This window comes from Bradyrhizobium sp. MI1.7 (assembly GCF_055811795.1).
The window spans coordinates 1-20941 of the sequence record NZ_JBVVPO010000097.1; the positions used below are offsets into that span (position 1 = coordinate 1).

Consider the following 20941-nt stretch of genomic DNA (forward strand, 5'->3'; position numbering starts at 1 on the left):
CCCCCCCCCCCCCCCCCCCCCCCCCCCCCCCCCCCCCCCCCCCCCCCCCCCCCCCCCCCCCCCCCCCCCACCCCCCCACCCCCCCCCCCCCCCCCCCCCCCCCCCCCCCCCCCCCCGCCCCCCCCCCCCCCCCCCCCCCCCCCTCGCCGGGCTCGTAACTCCGGTCGAGCTACGCCCTCCCTGCGTCACGAGCCCGGCGAAGCTCTCTCATCCTGATTGACGCTGCACTTCCATCCTGATTGCCGCGCCGCACGCAAGCACTCTATCACGCAAGCACTCTATCATGAGAGTATCGACAACGTCACTCCTGCCGATGTCTACTCTCGGCAGAGCTGAGAGGTCGCAACACCATCGCAAACCGCCGCTTGCAGCATCAATCGCAAGCAGCTTAACTCTAACCCCTGATGAGCCAGATCCTCCCTTCTTGAAACGCCTGATCAGTCTCAAATGTTCTGACGACGGACAATCCTTACGTAGTCGTCCGTTAAGAAGCCGGATCGATCGAGGCTGGGCGGGCGAGCGTGCGCCATAGCTGGGCCAGGAACAGGCACAAGAGATATCTCAGCCAGGCGAGGATGCGGCGGAAGTTGTGTCCGACGGCTGAGAGGACGACGGATCTTGCGGCGGATGTCGCGGATGATCCGGCCCAGCCGGCTACGCAGGATACGCAACTGCCGCTGATGCCGCCTGAACTGTTTGGCATGGGCGTAGCGGCCGGCCATCATCGCGGCGACCTTGGCGATGCGAGCATAGGATTGCCGCAGCCTGACGCCGTGCCTGATCGCCAGGCGGTTGAGCCCCTTGATGGCCGCATGCAGCAGCTTGGCATCGGTCGGAAAGGTGATGGCCTTCGGCTGCACCGTGGTGTCGACCGTAACCCGCTTGAGGTCCTGGCTGCGTAATGCACCGGCCTCGTGCGCTACCCGCAAGCTCTCGGCCAGCAGCAACTCCAGCTTGTCGCCAAGCCGCTTGCGCCAATGGCTCAGGTCCGAGCGCTCGTGCGGGAACGTGTGCTGAAAGAACTCTTCCCCGGCGAAGAACTGGAAGTATGGGTCATGGACCCAGCGCTCGCACACCCCCTCATCGGACAGCCCGTAAATGTGCTTGAGCAACAGCAGACCGATCATGAAGCGCGTCTCGATCCCGGGCCTGCCGTTCTCGCTGTAGAGCGGCGCGATCTCGCCGTCGATCCAGTCCCAATCGACCTTGCCGGCGAGCAGAACCAGCTCGTGCTTCATATTGATGATCTGGTCGAGCCGAGCCCGGAACAGATCGTTCGATCCCGTCGTCTTGTGCTTCTTCGGCCGCATCGTCCCCTCCGATGCAGACAAGGAATCATGCTTCCCGCTTCTAAAGCCAAATCGCAAGGTTCTGACGCCCAAAGCAGCAAAACCTTGCAATCTGGAAATGCCCCGTAGCCCAAATCGAGATTCCCGATCAGTGGCTTAGGCCTTCTTCACGGACGACTACGTAGTTTCTGGAAATGACCTACATCAATGATTGCTACCTTGAGAGACGAGCAGCGCAGGATTATTCGGCTGTTCGTGCCCCCTGTGAAGGAACGCTTTCGTTCTGGCGAAGATCAATATGTCGTGGCGACGGCGCCACCCCAGCGATAGTTCACGCGGACCACACCGATATCGACGTCCTGACCGATACGGGCAGTCCCTGCAAAAGCGTCCACCGGAACACCCGGGATTCCTGTTGAAAAAAAGAAGTCTACGTCCCGGTGACCCATGAACAGATGGTCGTACTCAACGCCGATGGACCAGTTCGGAGCGAGGCCAAATTCCAGGCCCGCCCCTACCGTGCCGCCCCAACGAGTTTCGCTGCCGTTGTCAAAACTCAGCCCGGTCGCAATATCGGAGACCCGGTATTTGTCGCGGACAACCGCCGCGCCACCTTTCACATAGAGCAGCACGTTATTCCAGGCATGGCCGACTTGGCCCGTGAACAGGCCGAATGCATCAAGCTTGGACTCATCCTGGACGCCTGCAAAAGCGAGGTTGGCGCTGGAGCCCTTGAAATCGGCCCAGTTGCCCTGCGCCTCCAGGCCGAACACCGAGTTCGCTATCTGCCAGCGATAGCCGATTTGACCGCCGACCGTGCCTCCCGTCGCATTATGGCACCCCATGCTGACGGGCGGAGCGACGACCACGTCGCCAGAATTAAGCAGGTCCCAGCACTGATGCGCGGAGCCGCCGCCGCCATTGAAGCCGATGTACAAGCCGCTCCAATCATAGATTGGAATGACCGTCGGGGGCGCTTTGACGTAGGGTCGCGGGGCCAGATCAGCGGCAGAAGCAGGAGCAGCTAGCGCAATGAAGGCTACCGTGCCCAGCAGGACGTCTTTCATCTCCAAACCCAGCTTCATATCGATTTCCTTGATGATGGATTAATGAGGATTGCCATGTGACCATCTTCTCCATCAACTCCCAAGAGAGGTAGTTGACTGGGCGCAAGCGTTGCCTGAGCATCCGATGGATGGTCAAAAGTGCGGGCCTAGCCGGTCCCGGATGCTGTGGCCCGCAGGAACGCACTTGAGCCAATTTGTTTAGAACTTTGACTGCGAGGGCCCGCAGACCATCTTCACCGAGCTCCTCGATAGATACACGCGAGCCGACAGTGATATTCGCCCGACCTTCCAGAACACTGCAAAGCTGAAGTAGATCTCCTGGCGTTAGCGCTCTCAAGGAAGCCGAACTCGCCGCCTGGATCGATCCGCTCCACGGCGCCAACCGGCTCTCCTTCAGGGGAATTTATATGGCCGCCGCCCATCAGGTGCTCTTGCATCCGTCGGCAAAGGAGACCCCCACCGCGACGCGCGAATAGTGTTTCCTGATCATCGCATCGCGACCGCCAGCGCGCGGCTTTCGCTTTGCCCGGCAAGGCTTCCGATAACGCCAGCCGGTTCAATTCGAGAAAGCCGTTCCACGCCGTATCGCGAAAGTCTGCTCGCATCGGCAACAATGCGCGTTCGGCAAGATCGCCATTGCCCGCTTGCCTCGTGGAGAAGGCGCGGGCAATGTCGGGTTCGCGATTGCCGATCGGGAGACCGCACCATTGCGACCGGCAACCCCGTCGAGGTGGGCGGAATCGATGATCCGCAGCCGGCGACCTTCCGATCGCTTATGGACCACAACCTCGCGCATGCCGTGGCCGATGCGCACCTCGCCGGCCGCAACCGTCACCGCGCGCGCTCGCCGATCAGCCGCCACGGGACCGAGTAGCTGTTCGTGTCGATCTCGACGGCTCAATCGTTGCCGACGCCGCGGGCCAGTTCGCGCAGCGATCCGAACGACGGCTGCCCGCCGAGCGGCTTCAACCGGTGTGCCTCGTCAGGCGCAAAGCGAGATCGGCGCCCCGCCGGTCGTGCCGTGGATACGTACGTTCGCCACCTCACGCTCCCACTCTGGCGAGATGCGGCTCGAATGCCTCCCAGCTCGCGAAGGAATGCCCCGCGATCGCGTTCTTCTTCACGTAGCCGACACCATTCTCCGTCTTACCCTTCGTGCGCGCCCGATGCGGCTCGCGCAGGCACGAGGACGGAACCCCAATGCTTCGCGAACGCGATGAGCTTGTCGTTAAACTGAACCGACAGGCTCACCGCATCGTGGCGCACCACGAGCGCGCGTGGGTTGTCCATCAGCACTTCCTCCGGCACGCCGCCGAAGGTCGTGAATGCACTCTCGAGCCCGGCGAACCAGTGCTCTTGCTTCTCGCCTCGAACGCACGAACATGCAGCCGCCGCGAATGCCCGAGTGTCGCCGAACACGAATGCTTTGATCTTCACCTCGCCGACCTCGACCAGGCGCTCGCCGAAGTCGATCTGCAGCTGCCGGCCCGTGGGCATCTCGAACGGTGTCGTCGCCAGCGCTTCGGCCTTGAGCGCTTGGCGATAGGACTGCACGGCGCGTTGCAGCGTTCGCCGGCTGGCTGCCACGCCTTTCTGGGCCAACAGGTCCTGGCGCACCACATCCGCATTGCCGCGATGCCGAATGAACTTCTCGCGCAGCCAACCTTCGAGATCATCGAGCCGCTTCGGGCGCTCAGGCGACTTGAACGCCTTCACCCCGCCCGCCACCACGTAGTCCCACCCGCACTCCCTCAGGCGCATCATCTCCGCCACGTCATCCGGCGTCTTCATCACCTGCCCCCGGGGATCAATCCACGACGAGCCTTCCGTGATTCGTTCCTCTTTCTTTCACTCTCTCCTTGGCTCATCCAAGGAGAGAGCAATTCCTCGTGACGCCGAGGGAGCAGTTTTCCATGGTTGGCCCCTGGGCACGCCGGCAAGTGCATGGGCGGTGTTGCGCGCCAGAATAGATATTGAACGGCTGGACCTATTGCGGCCAAAGCTCCGGCTCGACGGGAAACGGATTGGTCGGGTTGGCTAGCCTGTGACTGTCAAATCCCAGTTCCGGTAGTTGAACAAGGGCGCAATATCATCTTGAACTCTCCTGCCAAGGTTCAAAGTCGAGCTTGACGAATGATAAGGGTTTCTCCTCGAGATCATTTCGGCGTGCTCCGGCCAGCCCAGCTTGTCGCCGTCCAGGGTCGCTGGTTCGAGTGGCTGGACATTCGCACCGAGACTTTCGCCCAGCTGCGCGATCCGGTGACGCTCGAACGAGCCTGGGTGCCCCTGAGCGCGATTACCGTTCCGCCAAAACCAGACTGGGCACCGACACATCCCGCGGTCGCCCAGGCTGGTCGCCCCAGGAAATGCCGGGACCGCCCTGATTAGTATCGCATTTCTGGAGCGGATCAAGGTTCATGCGCTCGACCTGACCATTGGTCCAGGGATTGCTTGATCCAAGGCAGCCTCGCGAAACATTGTTCTGACAATCGGGACCAGCTCATAGGTCGATAAGAGCGCCCCGTCGCCGACGGACCGTGTCGGTGAGGCTGCGGCGGATATAATTGCAGACCGCCGCGGCGAAACACTTGAAACTGAAATTGGTGGTCCGAAACGTCAGGTCACGTCCCAAGTGAGCCTGTTGACGGCAGCGCGAATGATGGTGCCAATCGATCTTGTAAGAGGCCTGATAGAACGTACCGACGTGTCGTAAGTCCGACAGTCCGCGTCAGAGACGCTTGGTCGTTTCTTCGCTGCTCCGCGCGCCATAATAATCTTGACGCGCATGGTATCGGACGCTGACTACGCTAGAACGACCATGCGAGAATGTAGGGTGCGGCATGCCGCTGGGCTAGCGTTGATCGCGATGCGGCGGATTTGGAAGTGACCGTTGGATCGAGCAAGTCAACCATAACGTCCCCAACGTCGGACCGCGGATCTGCAGAACGCGCTCGAGCCACTCATCATCAATAATGATGCGTCTCTTCGGGTGATCCTGTGACGACGGCTATGTTTTGTCCTCGCGTTAGCGGATTAGGCCGGCCATGTCGTTTTGTTCGGCGTTATCGGGGCGAATGGCGCCATGGCGCGTGGAAGCACATTCGTTACGGCGCCGCCCGGACTTGATCGAGCACACCGTCGAAACGTTGCTCGGACAGCGGGTCTTTGGCATCTCACTTGGCTACGAAGACCTCAACGATCACGACGAGCTGCGGCACGATCCGCTGATGGCGGTGCTGGCGGGCAATCTTGCCGCCCGGCGCGAGGACTGCGCACCAGTGGCCGCCAAGTCGACGCTGAACCGGCTGGAACTGGGCCAGGAGGAACCTTCGCGCTATCACAAGATCGCTTACGGTGCGGCGGTGATCGAGGCGTTGCCGGTGACGCTGTTCCTGGAGGCGCACCAGCAGCCGCCGAAGCAGATCATCCTTGATCTCGACGCCACGAGGACCCCCTGCACGGGCATCAGGAGGGGAGCGTCTTCCGCGGCTGTTACGACTGCTACTGCTATCTGCCGCTGTACGTGTTCTGCGGCCGGCATTTGCTGGCGGCCAAGCTGCGGCGCGCCGACATCGACGCCAGCGCGGGCAGCATCGAGGAGGTCGCGCGGATTGTGCGGCAAATCCGCGCCCACTGGCCGTTCGTGCGCATCGTGCTGCGCGCCGACAGTGGCTTTGCGCGCGAGGCGCTGATGGCGGGGTGCGAGCGGAACCGCGTTGATTATCTGTTCGGGCTCGCCCGCAACACGCGCCTGGTCGCCATGATCGAAGGGGAGCTTGCCGCGGCGAGAGCCGCGGCCGAGACGACCGGCCGCCCGGCACGCCGCTTCAAGGACTTCCAGTGGCGTACGCGCGATAGCTGGAGCCAGGAACGCCGCGTCGTCGCCAAGGCCGAGTGGACAACAAGGCGAGGCCAATCCGCGCTTCGTCGTCACCTCGCTCAAGCAGGCCGAGGCCGGCGCGCGGCAGCTCTACAGGACATCTACTTCGCGCGCGGCGAGATGGAGAACCGCATCAAGGAGTGCCAGCTCGATCTCTACGCCGACCGCACCTCCACAGCGACCATGCGCGCCAACCAGCTGCGGCTGTGGTTCGCCACGATGGCCTATGTGCTGATCTGTGCCTTGCGGCTCTTATCGGCCTTGCCGAAACTACCGCGGACGCCACCTGCGGCACCATCCGCCTCAAGCCTGACCTATCCCACCCCGAAGAGCAATTGGCAGTGTGAGAAGTACGGGAAAGCGCCCCTCTGGGCCAATCAAGGGCCAAGGCGCTGGGAAGATTGCCTGCTGCAAACCAGCTAGGCCCGTCTGTCCGGGTGCTTGCCCACGTCAAGTCCGACATCGCTGTTATTAGTCGGACAAACCAGGAGGCAATGGAACACGAGTAGACACTGAAGTTGTCGGTCTTCTCTAGGCATGAACTCGACTTCTGCAGGAGATTGATGCTCATGTCGGCGTCGACGGCCGGCTGGCATCGCCATTGCATGTGGACCATTGGAACGGTTGAAGTCACCACTAGGCTCGTACAGCGTCGTCGTAGGCGTGGCCCACTCGCTAGATGGAATGAGCATCGATCGGGCAATCCGGCACCATAGCAAAACTACGAGCATATCGGACGGCGTCTACTCTAGAACTAGAGAGGATAAGCCATGTCGAAAGCTATTAGATTTTCCGATCCAGTCCAGTGGATCAGAGCGCAACGCGCGGAACTCGATAGTGCGGTCGTCGAAAGTCCCCTTACAGCTTGCGCCAAACGCTTCGCAGAAGCGAGCGCCGAGACCGCCAACATTCTGCATATAGCCGCATTGCGTCGCGCACACCGCATCTGCGACAGCCAGTCTAAGCGGCAGCAAGAACTTTTAGTTGGGAGCGAACGTCTGGCTGAGGCTCTACGTGAGAAGCGCGATAAGGGAAACCTTGGCCTCGATTGGATGGAATACCTGCGCGATATCGGTGAGCGCGCCGTGTTGTGCATGGATACTCTCCGAGAGCGCGGCGACATCTTCCTCGAACATGAGGCGGCCGGCTGTCCGCCGGTCCTCTTCTACGAGTACGAGATGGTAATGGACGGAGCGGATTTACCCCTGAAATCTAATTACGTGTTGTTCCGCATCATTCCACCCCAAGGGGTCACGGTCGCCGAAACCAATCGCCCATTTGTAATCATCTGTCCGCGCGCGGGACACGGTCCCGGCGTGGGGGCCCATAAGGCTGACAGTCAGGTGGGCGTCGCATTGCGGGAAGGTCACCCGGTCTATTTAATAGCCTTCCGAAGAGAACCAGAGCAGGACCAGTACCTCTCTCACGTCACGCATGCTGAAGCGGCGTTTGTTCGGGAGGTCATGCGCCGCCATCCGCACGCCCCCGCCCCGGTCATCGTCGGCAACTGCCAAGCTGGCTGGGCCACCCTCCTCGTCGTCGCGACAAATCGGGACCTGACCGGCCCAATCGTCCTCAGCGGATCGCCAGTAACACCGACCTCCGGCAACATCGGCGAAAATACACTCCGCTACATTGCGGGAATTTTCGGCGGCGCTTGGCTACCGATGCTTTTATCCGATCTAGGCGGCGGGCTTTTCGACGGCGCTCATCTCGTACAGAATTTCGAAACCCTAAACCCCGAACGCCAACTGTTCCTGAAGTATGCCGAACTGTTCCGCGATGTGGACACGGCGCACGAGACCTTTCTTGCAAGTGAGAGGTGGTGGGGCGGGTTCTGCCTGATGCGCGAGAACGAAATCCGCTGGATTGTTGAGCAACTTTTTGTTGGTAACCGGCTAGCCAGAAACAACGCATACGGCGAGCCGGAACGGCGGCATTTCGACCTCAAACGGGTTCGAGCGCCTATCATCATATTTACCAGCCATGGCGACAACGTTACGCCACCTCAGCAGGCTCTGAATTGGATCACCGAAGTGTATCAAAGCGAGGAGGAGATCCGCGTTCGCGGTCAGCAGATTGTGTATCTTGTGCACGACGACGTCGGCCATCTCGGCACGTTTGTCGCTTCGAGAGTAGTCAATAAGGAGTACAGTGAAGTTGCCACGACCTTGGAGGCTATTGAAGCACTATTACCTGGACTCTACGAGATGCGTATCAAGGACATTCAAGAAGACGGGGGCCGGAAGCGTTACAGCGTTGAGCTGGTCGAGCGCACCTTCGTGGATATTCGTGCGTTCAACGACGGCTATGACGATGATCGATCCTTTGCCGCGGTCGCCCGCGCCTCTGAAGCTCAGGCGCAGATCTATCATGCGGTTGCCCGTCCGTTCGTGCAGGCGGCAGTGACAGGTATTTCGGCAGAGGCCAGCCGAACCTTGCACCCTAAGCGTCTGGGGCGAGCGCTGCTGTCGTCCCAGAATCCCATGATGGCCGGCTACAAGGCCATTTCCGATCAGGTGCGGAAGTCGCGAGCGAAGGCCGCAGCCGACAATCCACTCCTCGCTGCCGAAGCGCTCTTTGTGCAGAGTTTGGAGCAGGCGATCGTTGCCTGGCGCGACTTGCGCGACATGGGCTACGAGCTGATATTTCACACGATATGGAGCAGCCCTTGGCAGCGTCTCTTAAGCAATCCCTACGAAGCTTATCTCAAAAGGACGACACTTGACCACTTGAGGCGGGAGCCCGAAGTCTCCATTGCGCTCAATGCAATTGCGAGCGGCGGGCTAACCGAAGCCATTATCCGCATCATAGTGCTGCTGGTTACCGATCGCGGCGGCTTCCGGCGTGACCGCCTGGCCCGCTGGTCACGTGTCCTGACTCAGGACGAACCCTTCCGCTCAGTACCTTCCGATCGTCTGGCGGACATCACTCGTCAGCAGACCGCCATCGTCACCTTTGAGCCGGAGCAAGCAATCCAGACCCTGCCACTATTGCTGACCGACCCCAAGCAGCGGCAACTAGCCTATGCAGTCGCGTGCTATGTCCCCGGCCCCGTCGCGGAAATGGCTCCAAGCACGGTCACCCTCCTACAGCGCCTCGCCGAGGTGCTTGGACTGCCATCGAAGCTGACCGATGTGATCGAGGATCCCCTAGCGGCGTGAAGCTGGACTACAACGGAGCCAAATAACCAGGTGGAGTAACTCAATGAGTCGCGATCTGCGGGACGCCGCGCTTCAATATCATCGCCTACCCAGGCCGGGAAAGATCTCCGTGGTGCCAACCACGGCTATCGCAACGCAACGCGATCTGACGCTGGCGTATACCCCCGGCGTGGCGGAGCCGTGCCTCGCCATTGCGAAGGACCCGCTGCAGGCGCATGCGTTGACGGCGCGCAGCAACTTGGTCGGCGTCATCACCAATGGGACCGCCGTGCTTGGCCTTGGGAATATTGGCCCGCTGGCGAGCAAGCCAGTGATGGAAGGCAAAGCGTGCCTGTTCAAGAAATTTGCCGGGATCGACGCGTTCGACATCGAGCTCGCCGAAGAGGATCCTGACGCACTCATCGAAACGATCGCCAGGATGGAACCGACGTTCGGCGGCATCAACTTAGAAGATATCAAAGCGCCGGAATGCTTCTACATCGAGCGCAAGCTACGGGACCGAATGAAGATACCGGTCTTCCATGATGATCAGCACGGCACCGCGGCTGTCTTAGCGGCGGCGATGCTCAATGGACTGAAGCTGGTTAAAAAGAATATCGCTGAGGTCAAGCTAGTCTGCTCCGGCGCTGGCGCGGCGGCCCTTCCATCTCTCGATCTGCTCGTCAGTCTCGGGTTACGCCACGATGCAATCATTGTGACCGATGCGGATGGTGTTGTCTACGCGGGGCGCACGGAAAGCATGGATGACAACAAAGCGCGCTATGCTGTGATAACCAACGCGCGAACGCTGGACCAAATCATTCAGGATGCGGACATCTTTCTGGGCCTTTCGACTGGAAACGTGCTTTTGCCACATATGGTCAAGAAGATGGCGCGAGATCCGTTGATCTTCGCCATGGCCAACCCGACACCCGAAATAATGCCGGCGGACGGGCTGGCGGTTCGCCCTGATGCCATCATTGCGACGGGCCGTTCGGATTGCTCCAACCAGATCAACAATATCTTATGCTTTCCATTCATCTTCAGGGGCGCGCTTGATTGTGGGGCAACCACCATCAACGACCACATGAAGCACGCAACCGTCCGCGCGCTCTCGGAGTTGACGATGGCGGAAGTGCCGGAAGAGCTTGCGGTCGCCTACAACACGCGCGGGCTTCGCTTCGGTCGCGACTATCTAATCCCAAAACCGTTAGACGTGCGTTTGCTACAGGTGATCGCGCCGGCGGTAGCCCAGGCGGCCGCCGATAGCGGCGTCGCGAGGCGGCCAATCGCCGATATGAAAGCCTATCGTCAGGAGCTCAGCCGCTTGGTCTAGCAGTCTTGCAAGGCGATGCAGTCGGTGTTCTCTAAGAAAGGTGGCAAGCCGCTGGCTAGGTAGAGAGCGGCTGACCTTGCCCCGCGGGTTTAATCCGGTTTGAAGTTCGTTCTGGCCCACGACAAGGACCAGAGCATGAAGCGCAGCCGCTTTTCGGAAGAGCAGATCATCGGGATCTTGAAGGAGCATGAGGCCGGCGTGTCGCCGATCTGTGCCGCAAGCATGGCGTCAGCGACGCCAGCGTCTACAAATGGAAGGCCAAGTGCGGCGGGCTGGAGGTCTCGGAGGCCAAGCGGCTGAAGACGCTGGAGGATGAGAACACGCGGCTGAAACGGTTGCTGGCCGACGCCATGCTGGACAACGCAGCCTTGAAGGACCTCGTGGGAAAGAAATGGTGACGCCCGCGGCCAAGCTGAAAGCTGTCGCCCATCTCCGAGACGCCTTCGGGATGAGCGAACGGCGGGCGTGTAAAGCCATCGGCTGCTGTCGCATGACCATGAGATACCAGACGACCCGGGCGGACGATGCCGGCCTTCGCCAACGCATGAGGGCGATCGCCCAGGAGCGCCGCCGCTTTGGCTATCGGCGCCTCCACGTTCTGCTCAAACGGGAGGGCTATGTGATCAACCACAAGAAGCTGTTCCGGCTCTACCGGGAAGAGAAGCTTGCGGTGCGTCGCCGTGGCGGCCGCAAGCGGGCGATCGGGACCCGGGCGCCGAAGACGGTGCCGATGGCGCCGAACGACCGCTGGTCGCTCGACTTCGTATCGGATCAGCTCACCGATGGTCGCCGCTTCCGTACCCTCACCGTGGTCGACGACTGCACCCGCGAGTGCCTGGCGCTGGTGGCCGATACCTCGCTCTCGGGCCCCCGGGTGGCGCGGGAGCTGGACCGGCTGATGATTGAGCGCGGCAAGCCGAAGATGGTGGTCAGCGACAACGGCAGCGAGCTCACCAGCAACGCCATCCTGACATGGGCTGATCAGAGCCGCGTGGCATGGCACTACATCGCGCCGGGCAAGCCCATGCAGAATGCCTTCATCGAAAGCTTCAACGGCCGGCTACGCGATGAACTGTTGAACGTGACGCTGTTCACGTCGTTGGCCCAGGCCCGCGTCGCGCTCGGATGCTGGCGGGCCGATTACAACGAGGCACGACCACACTCGCAGCTCGGATGGAAGACGCCGTCCGAGTTCGCCTTCACCTGCCACCCGCGCCGGGAGCTGGCGCTGCGCTATGCCGAGGGCTCCGCGCCAGCTCCGCCGCTGCCACCGCCCAACCGGGCAAATCCAACAGCCGGGGCGAACTCAGGACTGGATAAAACTTGCGGGCAAGGTCACGAGCGCTGCATGCACGCCAGCCTCAAGCTCAAGTGCTGTTTGAACCCCGGCGCATCCTGTTCCAAAGACGACAAATTTCATCACTGTCTCCCGTCCACCTCGACAAAGCCAACCGCTGTACCGAAATTGTTCGCGGGCGTGAGGACATGTCGGTTGCCTGTCTTTGCAAGAGGCAATTCCGCCAATGGGCCGAGAGCCCGGCAAGCGACGGTGAACCCAGCGAGATGCGGGCCGTCCTCGGGATGGGGCGGCGTTACGCCGAAGGCGGCTTCGAACGCTTGCGCGCGGGCGAGCACAATTGTGCCGGTGCCCGTTTGAATTTCGATAGCATCCGGGCGCTCGCTGAAGCTGTTTGCACCCGTGACCGTCCGAATGTAACTAGCGAGATCCATTGCCGTTTCGCCCACAATCCAGACGTCCCGGACAGTCGAAGCACCGTTGGAATGCTTGAGATATTGTGGCTGCTCGTAGTACTCGGGGCGGTAGTGCTGGCAAGCAAACAAGCCGAGCCACGGTGCCGCGGGATGGTTCACAAACGCGAGGGAGAACCCCACCTTCACATCCGTCCCGTCGGGCATCTTGCCAGTTCTCGAAAAATCGAATGGCTCAAAGGTTTTCAGACCGGCTGCATGCCAAGCCTGAATATCGGCGCGCGCATCCGAAGTATCGAGCACCATCATCGAAAAGCCGTCGTGTCTCAAAAGGTAATCGCGATTGAATGCGGCAAACGAAAAATTGCCAGCGCGATGTTCGGGGACGTCCTGCGGATTTGTAACCGAAAGCAGTTCGAGATACGTACCGCGTAGCTGAATGATGGAGTTGCCGGTCCCAAAGGGATGCTGACCGCGCGGGACAATCGTAAATCCCAACGCTTGATAGTTCGAGCGCATTGCCTCCAGGTCGCGGCCCGCGAGAATCAAATGGTTGATGCCTTTCATCGATGAACACTCGCTCGGCTGATACCCATGCGCTTCGATGCCGCGCGCGCGGGCTTCAAGGCAGCCTCGCCGGAATTCCCAGGTTTGGTCTACCTCCTCGCAAAGAAGTCCCGTCCAGTCATTTTGTGAAAGTTCCAGTCCGATCCCACGTAGTACAGTGTCCATCTAGTTGGAATATTGTTAGCAGCTACACGGCCATTCCAAACTGTGATCGTTTTGCAGTTCGGAGCTGAGGGCGCCGTCCAATTGACGTAGAAATCTATCTTGCTTGCCATGACGATACCCGCGACAGGGTAAGGCTGCCCCCGGCACGAAAATCCAGTCGCGTTGTTGATATACGTTCCCGTGAAATTCCCTGTTGATGCGTCTAGCGTTTGGATCGAAAGAACCGAGCCCCTTTGATTTACCCATGTAGATGGGGCCGGCAACTGCGCGTGAGCAGGCACCGAGATGAGCGTAAAGAGCACGAGCACAAACAAGCGTGTCATGGTATTCCCCTAGGCAACAAGCAACTGCACAAACCGTGCGGGATATGAGTTCGTTCTCATGCTCAGTTCAGGCGCGGAATTGCCGATGATCTCATTTTCAAGGCCAGCCTGAACTCCGAAAGCTGCTCGCCAAAGGCAATTTGGCACGAGCGAGCGCATCGTTGCCGACAGCTGTTGAATTCGCGGGAGGAAACGACGCAGCGGGTCAAAGCGTCTTGAGGTATTCGATCAGCGCCTTTTTGTCTTGATCGCCCAAACTCGTCCCGTACTCGTGGCCGCATCGGCTGTCTCCAGAATTGATGTCATTACAATCCGTGACGGATAGTGTTTCGCTTAAGGGTTCCTGGGTGGCAGCAAGACCAACGTTTTCAATGTCGTATTTCCGCCCAATGCTAAACTGCGATTTGCGCTGTCCCGATGGCTTGAGCAATTCCGCCAGGGTAGGGACCGAGCCGTTATGAAGATAAGGTGCGGCGGCCCAAATACCCTGCAGAACACGAGCCTCGTAGGCGCCCCATGGAGGGAGCCGACCGCGAGATGCTTTTTCTGCCCCCTTCCGCTTGGCTTTTTTGACCGCTTCCGAGGTGCTGACAGCGTCGAAAGCCGTTACCAGATCCTGCAGGGTCGGCGGTAGTCTTACCAGCCCCAGAGACTCCGGGGTCTCCGACGAACCCGGATCTGACGCCGTCGCGACCCGTGCGTTGGAAGAGACACCGCCGGCCAACAGGTGTTCTGCGATCGAACCAATGACCGAGGTTGCAAGGATGTCAAGGATTTGATCGGTCTCCTTGAGCGGCGCGGTCGCGAAGGGAATGTACGCTCCATTCAGCACGCCCGTCTTCGCTTTCCAGGCGAGCACATCGTATTCTCGTGTATCCGTACCGACGTTCTGGACCACGGTTCTCCATGTTTTGATGAATGGAAAGCGCTGCTCGCCGTCTTCAATGCCATGGCAGCCGCTACATCCCCCTTCAGCGGGATCTCTTTCGAAAATCATTTTGCCCCGGATGGCTAAGGCAGCGTCAATCTTCCAGGGCCATTTCGGAGGGCCGATGCGCTTCACCAAGTTCTCAAGCTCGCTTAGGCCGTCGAAATTGGTGGAATTGCCATTGAGGAAATTGATGACCGCACCCTGACGCTTAGGCTCGAACGTAGCGAACACCCCTAGGACCTCGCCGACGTTCCGGGCCAGCCCCAAGATGTCACTTCCATTCTTTGCAAATCCCGGCCATTGCGTCTTGTCTTGCCGCGGCGCATTCCAAAGGAATGGGTATCTCACGGGAGCATCAGCGGTTTTTATGTTTTCCGGGATCATGAAATCGGGGGGCGGACCGATGTCCAGTCCGGATAAGCGGTTGAAGATCATCCCGACAGCATCCAGACGGCCCACTCCCCAGCCGTTTTTGGGCAGGGCTCGCACCATAAGCGTGTGAAACCGCAAGTACCACCTATCTACCTGCCGGCGAAGATCCTCAACATCGGCTATATCGGGAGTTGCGGACTGCAGAACAGATGCAGCAAACGAGGCAAACGAATCGTCGCTAGCAAGCACATCACCGACTGCCTTGTCCAAATCGCGAAGCAGCGCGTAGAAGTCCACGAGCCCGGGCCCACCGTCGACGCGATACACCTTGCCGTCAACTTCGATCTGGCGCGTATGACATGCCGAGCAGGTCATTCCGACAAGCTGGAAACCTTCGGGACCGGATGCTTGAAAGCCGATGGGAAGGCCGGCCTTGCTTCCAGGATTGAGTAGATAGCCGTACCGCTTCAGACCATCGGCGAGGAACGGTTGTCCGTTTCTTTGCTTGAGCGCCTGCATCCAGGATAGGGTGATCAAACGCGAGCCCTGATCGCGCACATAGAAGTCCGCTCTCGCCGCCGCGGTCCAATCTAACCCTTGGTCAACATAGATGGGATTGGCGTCAGCGCCCTGGGCGCTCGACCGTGTCGTGACAGCAACGGTTACTATCAGAAAGAGAACACGCAGCATCTTACGGCCCACCGTCTTTTAGACTCGTCCGAAGAGTTGTTCGCGGTACTAACTCCTCTCGCCGTCGCTGCAAGATGATCTCAGTCCTCGAACCTGCCTCCGACTGCAAGTCGCCGCGTTATTAAAGATCTCAGGCCCAATAAATTCAACCTACCAAGCTTGGGAGTGATGCCAGTTGCCGGAGCCGGGCTCAAGAATCTGAACAAGGCGATAAGTGGAGTTTCTGCCTGACGGGGGGCAAGATTGTCCCGCGAATCAGGAGAGACGATGAGCAAACGAGCCCGCCGGCACCGCGCACCGGCATTCAAGCCCAACGTGGCGTTAGCCGCGATCAAGGGCGAGATGACGCTGGCCCAGCTGGCTGAGTAGTTCGACGTGCATCCGAACCGGATCACGCAGTGGAAGTCCCAGTTTCAGGAAGCGGCGGCAGAGGGATTTGGTCCTGGCGGAGGCAACAGAACGATCGAGCCTGCCGTGGACGTGAAAACGCTGCACGCCAAGATCGGGGAGCTGACGGTGGAGAACGCTTCCTAAGAAACGGCAGCACCGACTTTCGGTTCCAAGGGAGAACAAAGCCGAATGCCTTGGCACGCTGATGCAAATTGTTGATCACCATCTGTGTTAGCCAAGTTGATTTGACGTTCTCGATAGCGGCGTTGTCACTCGTAACGCCGGTCTGGGCGAGTTCGAGAATTGTGCTGTCCTCTCAAGTGCCGATGTTGATCAAGCCGTTAGGGATGTCATCTCGCTCCATAAAAAACACGCAGGCATCCGCCAAATCATCGACATAGAGAAAGCCGTGCTCGGCCCTGATCCCAGACCGGGTAAGCCGCTCTCCCCTCTCCTTTGCATCCTTTGCCTTGCGGATCAAAGCGCGCACGACATGCTATTGTTCTGCTCATAATCGTTCTTGGGGCCGTACAGGTTACCCGAGCGCCCGAGCGGCGGCTCGTCCCAATGCGAGAAGTGGAAAATAATGGCGATACATGTTGAAGCTCAACATGAATCCACGTGATAGCTCGGTGCCCTGTTGCAGCCGGTTTGCGAGCTCCTGGGCCGCTAAGTTCGTACGAGCGCCAATCCCGTAGCCCGGAAAGCCCGTCGCGGTGTAGAAGTCTTCATCCCAGGTCCCATCGGCCTTTTGGGTAGCACAGAGATACTCAACACTCTTCTGTATCGCCGCACTGGTTTCGCGGCTGCTATCGACCGAAAGAAGGCACATGAGACCCCACGCAGTTTGTGATGGCGTGCTCGGCCCCCTCCCGCGAAGCTCCGGATCCATGTAGGATGCGCAAGTTTCACCCCAGCCACCGTCTTGATTCTGTTTCGATAGAATCCAAGTAATAGCGCGCATCACATAGGCCTGTGTCATGTCCTCGCCTATCGCTTGGAGAGCGGGCAATACGGCAGCGGTGCCGTATATGTGATTGACCCCCCATCGCCCAAACCAGCTCCCCGCTTCTTCTTGTTCGCTCCGGATGTAATCTAGAGCGCGGTGAATAGCCGGATGCTTGATGTCGTGTCCTAGCGCGGCAAAGGCTTCAAGGACGTGTGCGGTCACATCGACGCTTGGTGGATCGATCGCCTCTCCGAAATTGCAAAATGGAATCTTCGAGATAATCTCGTTGTTGTTGTCTCTGTCAAAAGCACCCCAACCGCCGTTGCGGCACTGCATAGCCAACGTCCACTCGACACCGAGTCCAATCGCTCGCTCGACTCGTTCTCTCAGACCTCCGATCGTCGACCTCAGTTTCCCGAGAACAAGTAAGGCGACGGCCGTATCATCAACGTCGGGATAGGAGTTGTTGGCGCGTTCAAAAGCCCAGCCACCGGGGCTTACGTCCCTAACCTTTACAGACCAGTCTCCAGGAACAAGAACCTGCTGATTGAGAACCCATTCTAGAGCTTTGCAAAGTTCGGTCTTGTCGGAGGACACGCCAGCCTCGAGGAGCGCAAGGACCGAGAGTAACGTGTCCCACACTGGAGATTCGCTAGCCTGAATATGGGTAGCGCCGTTACGCTCGTAGCTCCAGTGTGCTCCCAACGCGGAGATAGCCTTGGCCACCGAAGGATGATCAAGCCGGTAGCCCTCGTTGACTAGCGCAATTAATCCATAGACCCAGGGTGGTTGGAGACCTCCCCATGCGCCGTCGGCATCTTGATGCCTGATCATCCATTCGAGACAAAGCCTAATGGAATTCTCACGAAAGGGAATCAGCTTCGATCGTTGGGCTTCGTGAAGACCGCGATCAATCTTTAGGAAGAGCCATTCTAACGAAAGCAGGCGGGTGTGCTTCGCGGGAATTGAGAAATCGAAATCCTCATAAGGACAGGGAAAGAGTTCTTCGAGCTTGCTCCCGTCGGGAAGAGGCCAAACAGGCGTCCGCGCCGCGACGACGGTGAGAGGCACCATCGTCGCGCGAGCCCATTGAGCGAAGTTATAGATGTTGAACGGAAACCAAAGCGGCAGCCGAATTATCTCTGGGGGCAGATTGGGCGTGTGTTGCCACGGCCAAACCCCCAACATGGCCAGCCAATATCGCGAGAACACCCGGAGATTTCTTAGCGCGTCATGCTTCTGAATCCATGCACGCGCACCAGCGAGTTCGTCGCAGTGCAGGTCTAGCCCCTTGGCGCGCAGCGCCGCGTAGACCTCCACGGTCGAGTTGATGTCACCATCCGGTGCTCCTGGATATATGCCCCAAGAACCGTCCGGCCGCTGCCGTTGCAGCAAGGCCATAATGATTTTCTCTTCAGAGGGCAAATGAAACCCGGCTATGTGACTGGCGAGCAGCCACTCGGCCTCAATGGTCGAGTTTGACTCGACCATGCCAACCCAAAATCCAGATGGATTCTGAGACTTCCACAGCCAGTCGATCGCCGATTCGATTGTTTGACATAGGCGACCGGTCCCGAGTTGAGCGGGCAACGAGTCTTCCGAATCATCGGAATCCATAAGAGTTTCGGACGCCATGTTGCGGATCCCTACAGTTAGATGACATGAACCGCCCGCCCCGGATCTGCCGGGGCCATTTGGTTTTAAGTTATGCCGCCATAGCCGGTTGTTCCAGCCTGGTGTAGTTCGGCCGGCGGTATGTTTCCAATGATCTCCAGGAGCCGCCGGTTGTTGAACCAATCGACCCATTCGAGGGTGGCGAATTCAACGGCCTCGAAGTATCGCCATGGTCCGCGCCGATGGATCACCTCGGCCTTGTAGAGACTGTTGGACCGTTGATGGTTTCGAGCGTTGTCATAGGAATCTCCGGCGCTGCCGATAGAAGGCTCGACGTCAGCTTCAGCCAGGCGTTCGGTGTACTTGATAGAGACGTATTGGGCGGCCCCTGTCGCTATGATGCACGAGCCCGCGGCGATGGACCGGCCATCGATCATGCAGTGCCTGCTAAGCCCATCGAACGCGAAGCCCGCATGCGCCGTGCGCGAGGCCCGCCAGCCCACGATCCTGCGGGCATAGGCGTCGATGACGAAGGCGACGTAGACGAAGCCGGTCCAGGTAGCGACATAGGTGAAGTCGGAGAGCCAAAAGACGTTTGGCCTTGGCGCCTTGAACTTGCGGTTGACGTGATCCAGCGGGCATGGCGCAGCCTTGTCGCTGATCATGGTCTTGACGGATTTGCCGAAACCCATGTCCTGCATCAGTCGCGCCACGGTACAACGGGCAACATCGAAGCCTTCCCGCTTGAGCTGCCGCCAGACCTTGCGCACGCCGTAGACGCGGAAGTTCCGATCGAAGACGCGCCTGACCTCGATTTTCAGCGTAGCATCCTGCCGGGCGCGCGCCGACAGCCTGGCGGGATCCCGCCGCCTGGCCACATGGGCGTGATAGGTCGAGGGGACGATCGGCAGGACCTTGCAGATCGCTCGACCCCATGCGCCCACGATGATTGTCAATGAAGGCGATCATGGCTTGGACCGGCGGTCGAGCTCCGCCATCGCAAAATAGGCGCTTGCCTTGAGCAGGATCTCGTTGGCCTGCCGAAGCTCGCGGTTCTCTCGTTCAAGGGCTTTCGGCTTCCGGCCCGCTGCCCTCTATCGATCTCGGCCTTCTTGACCCAGTCATGCAGCGTCTGCGGTGTGGAGCCGATTTTGGCAGCAGTCGAGGTCACTGCCGCCCAGCGCGACGGGTGCTCGCCGGCGTGATCTAGAACCATCCGAACCGCTCGGTCCCGGATTTCAGGCGAAAACGTGTTCGTGGTCTTGCTCGTCATGGCTCATCCTCTCAGGAGTTGGAGCCTCCGGCAAATCCGGGGCGGTTCACAAGCATGAGGACATCTATCTAAGGCTATGCCGACTGCGAGGCTAAGGCAGGAAGCGCAAACTCCGATCGCCTTCTATAATGGTCGTCGCCTTCATAGGCCATCGCAGGCCGATGGTGGTTTGGCGCGAATGGATGAAAGCCGAGGGCTGTGGGCATGTGGACAACGCTGACGCGTTGACCGCATGCCCACAGCAACAGACAGACTCTCTGGCCGCGCGATAAAAAGTAATCAGGAGCGGTCAGCTAGCAACTAATAAGCTGATTCAGCTAGGCGAGTGCCGGACCTCTTATATACTTTGCTTAATCTGCTTTCCGGTTTCGTCGGTCATTTTGATCGACAGGTCGGCGATTCGACGACTGATATCCAGAGCAGCTTCCAGCGTCTGCCGCAGAACCTGACTTTGTACGGCAACAAAGTCCTGAGGAGTTCGACAGAGCCACAGCTTTCGGCTGTAGTCCATGTGAGTCTCTACTTCTTTCCGAACCATCTGGCAGTACTCTTGAGCTATTTCACTCCCTAATTTGGCAGCAGCCGTACTAGCGAAAAGGATCGTTCGCCCCTCGCGCGCCCACCCTTCGGTTGCTTCTGTTGCGTGCTGCAGCCGTTCTCCTGAGACACCGAACATGTGACCAAATTGCTCCGTATACCGTCCAATGGCTGAGGTCGTCGCTTGCAGGCCGGCTCGCCATGCGCGCTGCACCGTCTCGAAGTTCTGCTCAGCGATATTGGCCGTTGATCGGGCTATTTCTTCTCCGGCTTGAGCCGCACTCTGGCCAACGCGCGCACTCTGATCAGCTGCAGCCTGTTCCTTACGGTTGGTCTGTTCAGCCGCTTTCTCGCCGGAGTGGCGAGCTGCATCTTCCATTCTTTGTGTGGACTTATCCTCTTGGCGTGGGTTTGCCATGTTTGTTCTCCAGTTATTGCAGGTTGACGACTTGCTTCGTATTAGCTTGAATCGTCCCGAGTGCTTCGGGCTTAAGTTGCACCGCGTGCTTCTCACCAAACGGCTCTACTCACCTAGCTGAGAACTGAGTAGAACGAACCTACTAATTCTGGCACCACGCTATATTGCGAACTTCTGGTTCAGGACACTAGCAGTCTGCTGAAGAACCCATGAGCTATCGCCAAATTTTGGTGACGGCCGGGGCCGGTCAGGCGGCGGCGGTTGTGGGCTGACGGTCGGTCGGCTTT

General features: G+C 59.3%; 9 protein-coding genes, 6 pseudogenes and 1 other annotated feature. Of the genes and pseudogenes, 5 read left to right on the forward strand and 10 right to left on the reverse strand.

What is annotated here, in order from left to right:
• Positions 1–484: 484 nt before the first annotated feature.
• The 3 genes and pseudogenes from AC0L3X_RS42810 to istA all read right to left on the reverse strand — a co-directional run.
• Positions 485–1310 (reverse strand): annotated as a pseudogene (locus tag AC0L3X_RS42810) (IS5 family transposase).
• 272 nt (positions 1311–1582) lie between these two features.
• The gene (locus tag AC0L3X_RS42815) at positions 1583–2374 is read right to left on the reverse strand and encodes an outer membrane protein (protein WP_439034090.1); all 792 of its coding nucleotides are present in this window, start codon (positions 2372–2374) and stop codon (positions 1583–1585) included.
• Between the two features lie 640 nt (positions 2375–3014).
• A pseudogene (istA, locus tag AC0L3X_RS42820) lies at positions 3015–4147 on the reverse strand (IS21 family transposase); the annotation flags it as partial.
• A 1283-nt stretch (positions 4148–5430) separates the two neighbouring features.
• Between istA and AC0L3X_RS42825 the strand changes: the two are divergent.
• The 4 genes and pseudogenes from AC0L3X_RS42825 to AC0L3X_RS42840 all read left to right on the forward strand — a co-directional run bounded on the left by AC0L3X_RS42825 (position 5431) and on the right by AC0L3X_RS42840 (position 12035).
• Positions 5431–6659 (forward strand): annotated as a pseudogene (locus AC0L3X_RS42825) (IS1380 family transposase).
• A 347-nt stretch (positions 6660–7006) separates the two neighbouring features.
• Positions 7007–9400 (forward strand): DUF3141 domain-containing protein, encoded by a 2394-nt coding sequence (locus AC0L3X_RS42830; RefSeq protein ID WP_439034089.1) that lies wholly within the window; start codon positions 7007–7009, stop codon positions 9398–9400.
• 43 nt (positions 9401–9443) lie between these two features.
• Positions 9444–10712 (forward strand): annotated as a pseudogene (locus AC0L3X_RS42835) (malic enzyme-like NAD(P)-binding protein); the annotation flags it as partial.
• A gap of 138 nt (positions 10713–10850) precedes the next feature.
• A pseudogene (locus AC0L3X_RS42840) lies at positions 10851–12035 on the forward strand (IS3 family transposase).
• A 99-nt stretch (positions 12036–12134) separates the two neighbouring features.
• Here the strand turns inward: AC0L3X_RS42840 and AC0L3X_RS42845 are convergent.
• The 3 genes from AC0L3X_RS42845 to AC0L3X_RS42855 all read right to left on the reverse strand — a co-directional run bounded on the left by AC0L3X_RS42845 (position 12135) and on the right by AC0L3X_RS42855 (position 15473).
• Entirely contained in the window at positions 12135–13157 is a 1023-nt protein-coding gene (locus AC0L3X_RS42845; RefSeq protein ID WP_473317435.1) for a VOC family protein, read from the reverse strand.
• Positions 13082–13480 carry an avidin/streptavidin family protein gene (locus tag AC0L3X_RS42850; RefSeq protein WP_425364286.1) on the reverse strand — a complete coding sequence of 133 codons (399 nt, stop codon included), beginning with the start codon at positions 13478–13480 and terminating at the stop codon, positions 13082–13084. The genes AC0L3X_RS42845 and AC0L3X_RS42850 overlap by 76 nt, the downstream gene beginning before the upstream one ends.
• Before the next feature lie 205 nt (positions 13481–13685).
• On the reverse strand, positions 13686–15473 hold the full coding sequence (locus tag AC0L3X_RS42855) for a di-heme-cytochrome C peroxidase (RefSeq protein ID WP_439034087.1): 1788 nt from the start codon (positions 15471–15473) through the stop codon (positions 13686–13688).
• A gap of 267 nt (positions 15474–15740) precedes the next feature.
• Here AC0L3X_RS42855 and AC0L3X_RS42860 point away from each other — a divergent pair.
• Positions 15741–15998 (forward strand): annotated as a pseudogene (locus AC0L3X_RS42860) (transposase); the annotation flags it as partial.
• Between the two features lie 181 nt (positions 15999–16179).
• Here AC0L3X_RS42860 and AC0L3X_RS42865 read toward each other — a convergent pair.
• The 4 genes from AC0L3X_RS42865 to AC0L3X_RS42880 form a co-directional block, all read right to left on the reverse strand.
• Positions 16180–16353, reverse strand: coding sequence for an NAD-dependent epimerase/dehydratase family protein (locus tag AC0L3X_RS42865; protein ID WP_231144188.1), 174 nt, complete (start codon positions 16351–16353; stop codon positions 16180–16182).
• Between the two features lie 45 nt (positions 16354–16398).
• Positions 16399–18447, reverse strand: coding sequence for a squalene--hopene cyclase (gene shc / locus AC0L3X_RS42870; protein ID WP_439034086.1), 2049 nt, complete (start codon positions 18445–18447; stop codon positions 16399–16401).
• A 65-nt stretch (positions 18448–18512) separates the two neighbouring features.
• On the reverse strand, positions 18513–19382 hold the full coding sequence (locus AC0L3X_RS42875; RefSeq protein WP_439034085.1) for an IS3 family transposase: 870 nt from the start codon (positions 19380–19382) through the stop codon (positions 18513–18515).
• Positions 19323–19437: a sequence feature (AL1L pseudoknot), on the reverse strand. (Overlaps the previous gene by 60 nt.)
• Positions 19438–20036: 599 nt before the next feature.
• Complete coding sequence (locus AC0L3X_RS42880) at positions 20037–20654, reverse strand: phasin family protein (protein ID WP_439034084.1); 618 nt, start codon at positions 20652–20654, stop codon at positions 20037–20039.
• Positions 20655–20941: the final 287 nt, after the last annotated feature.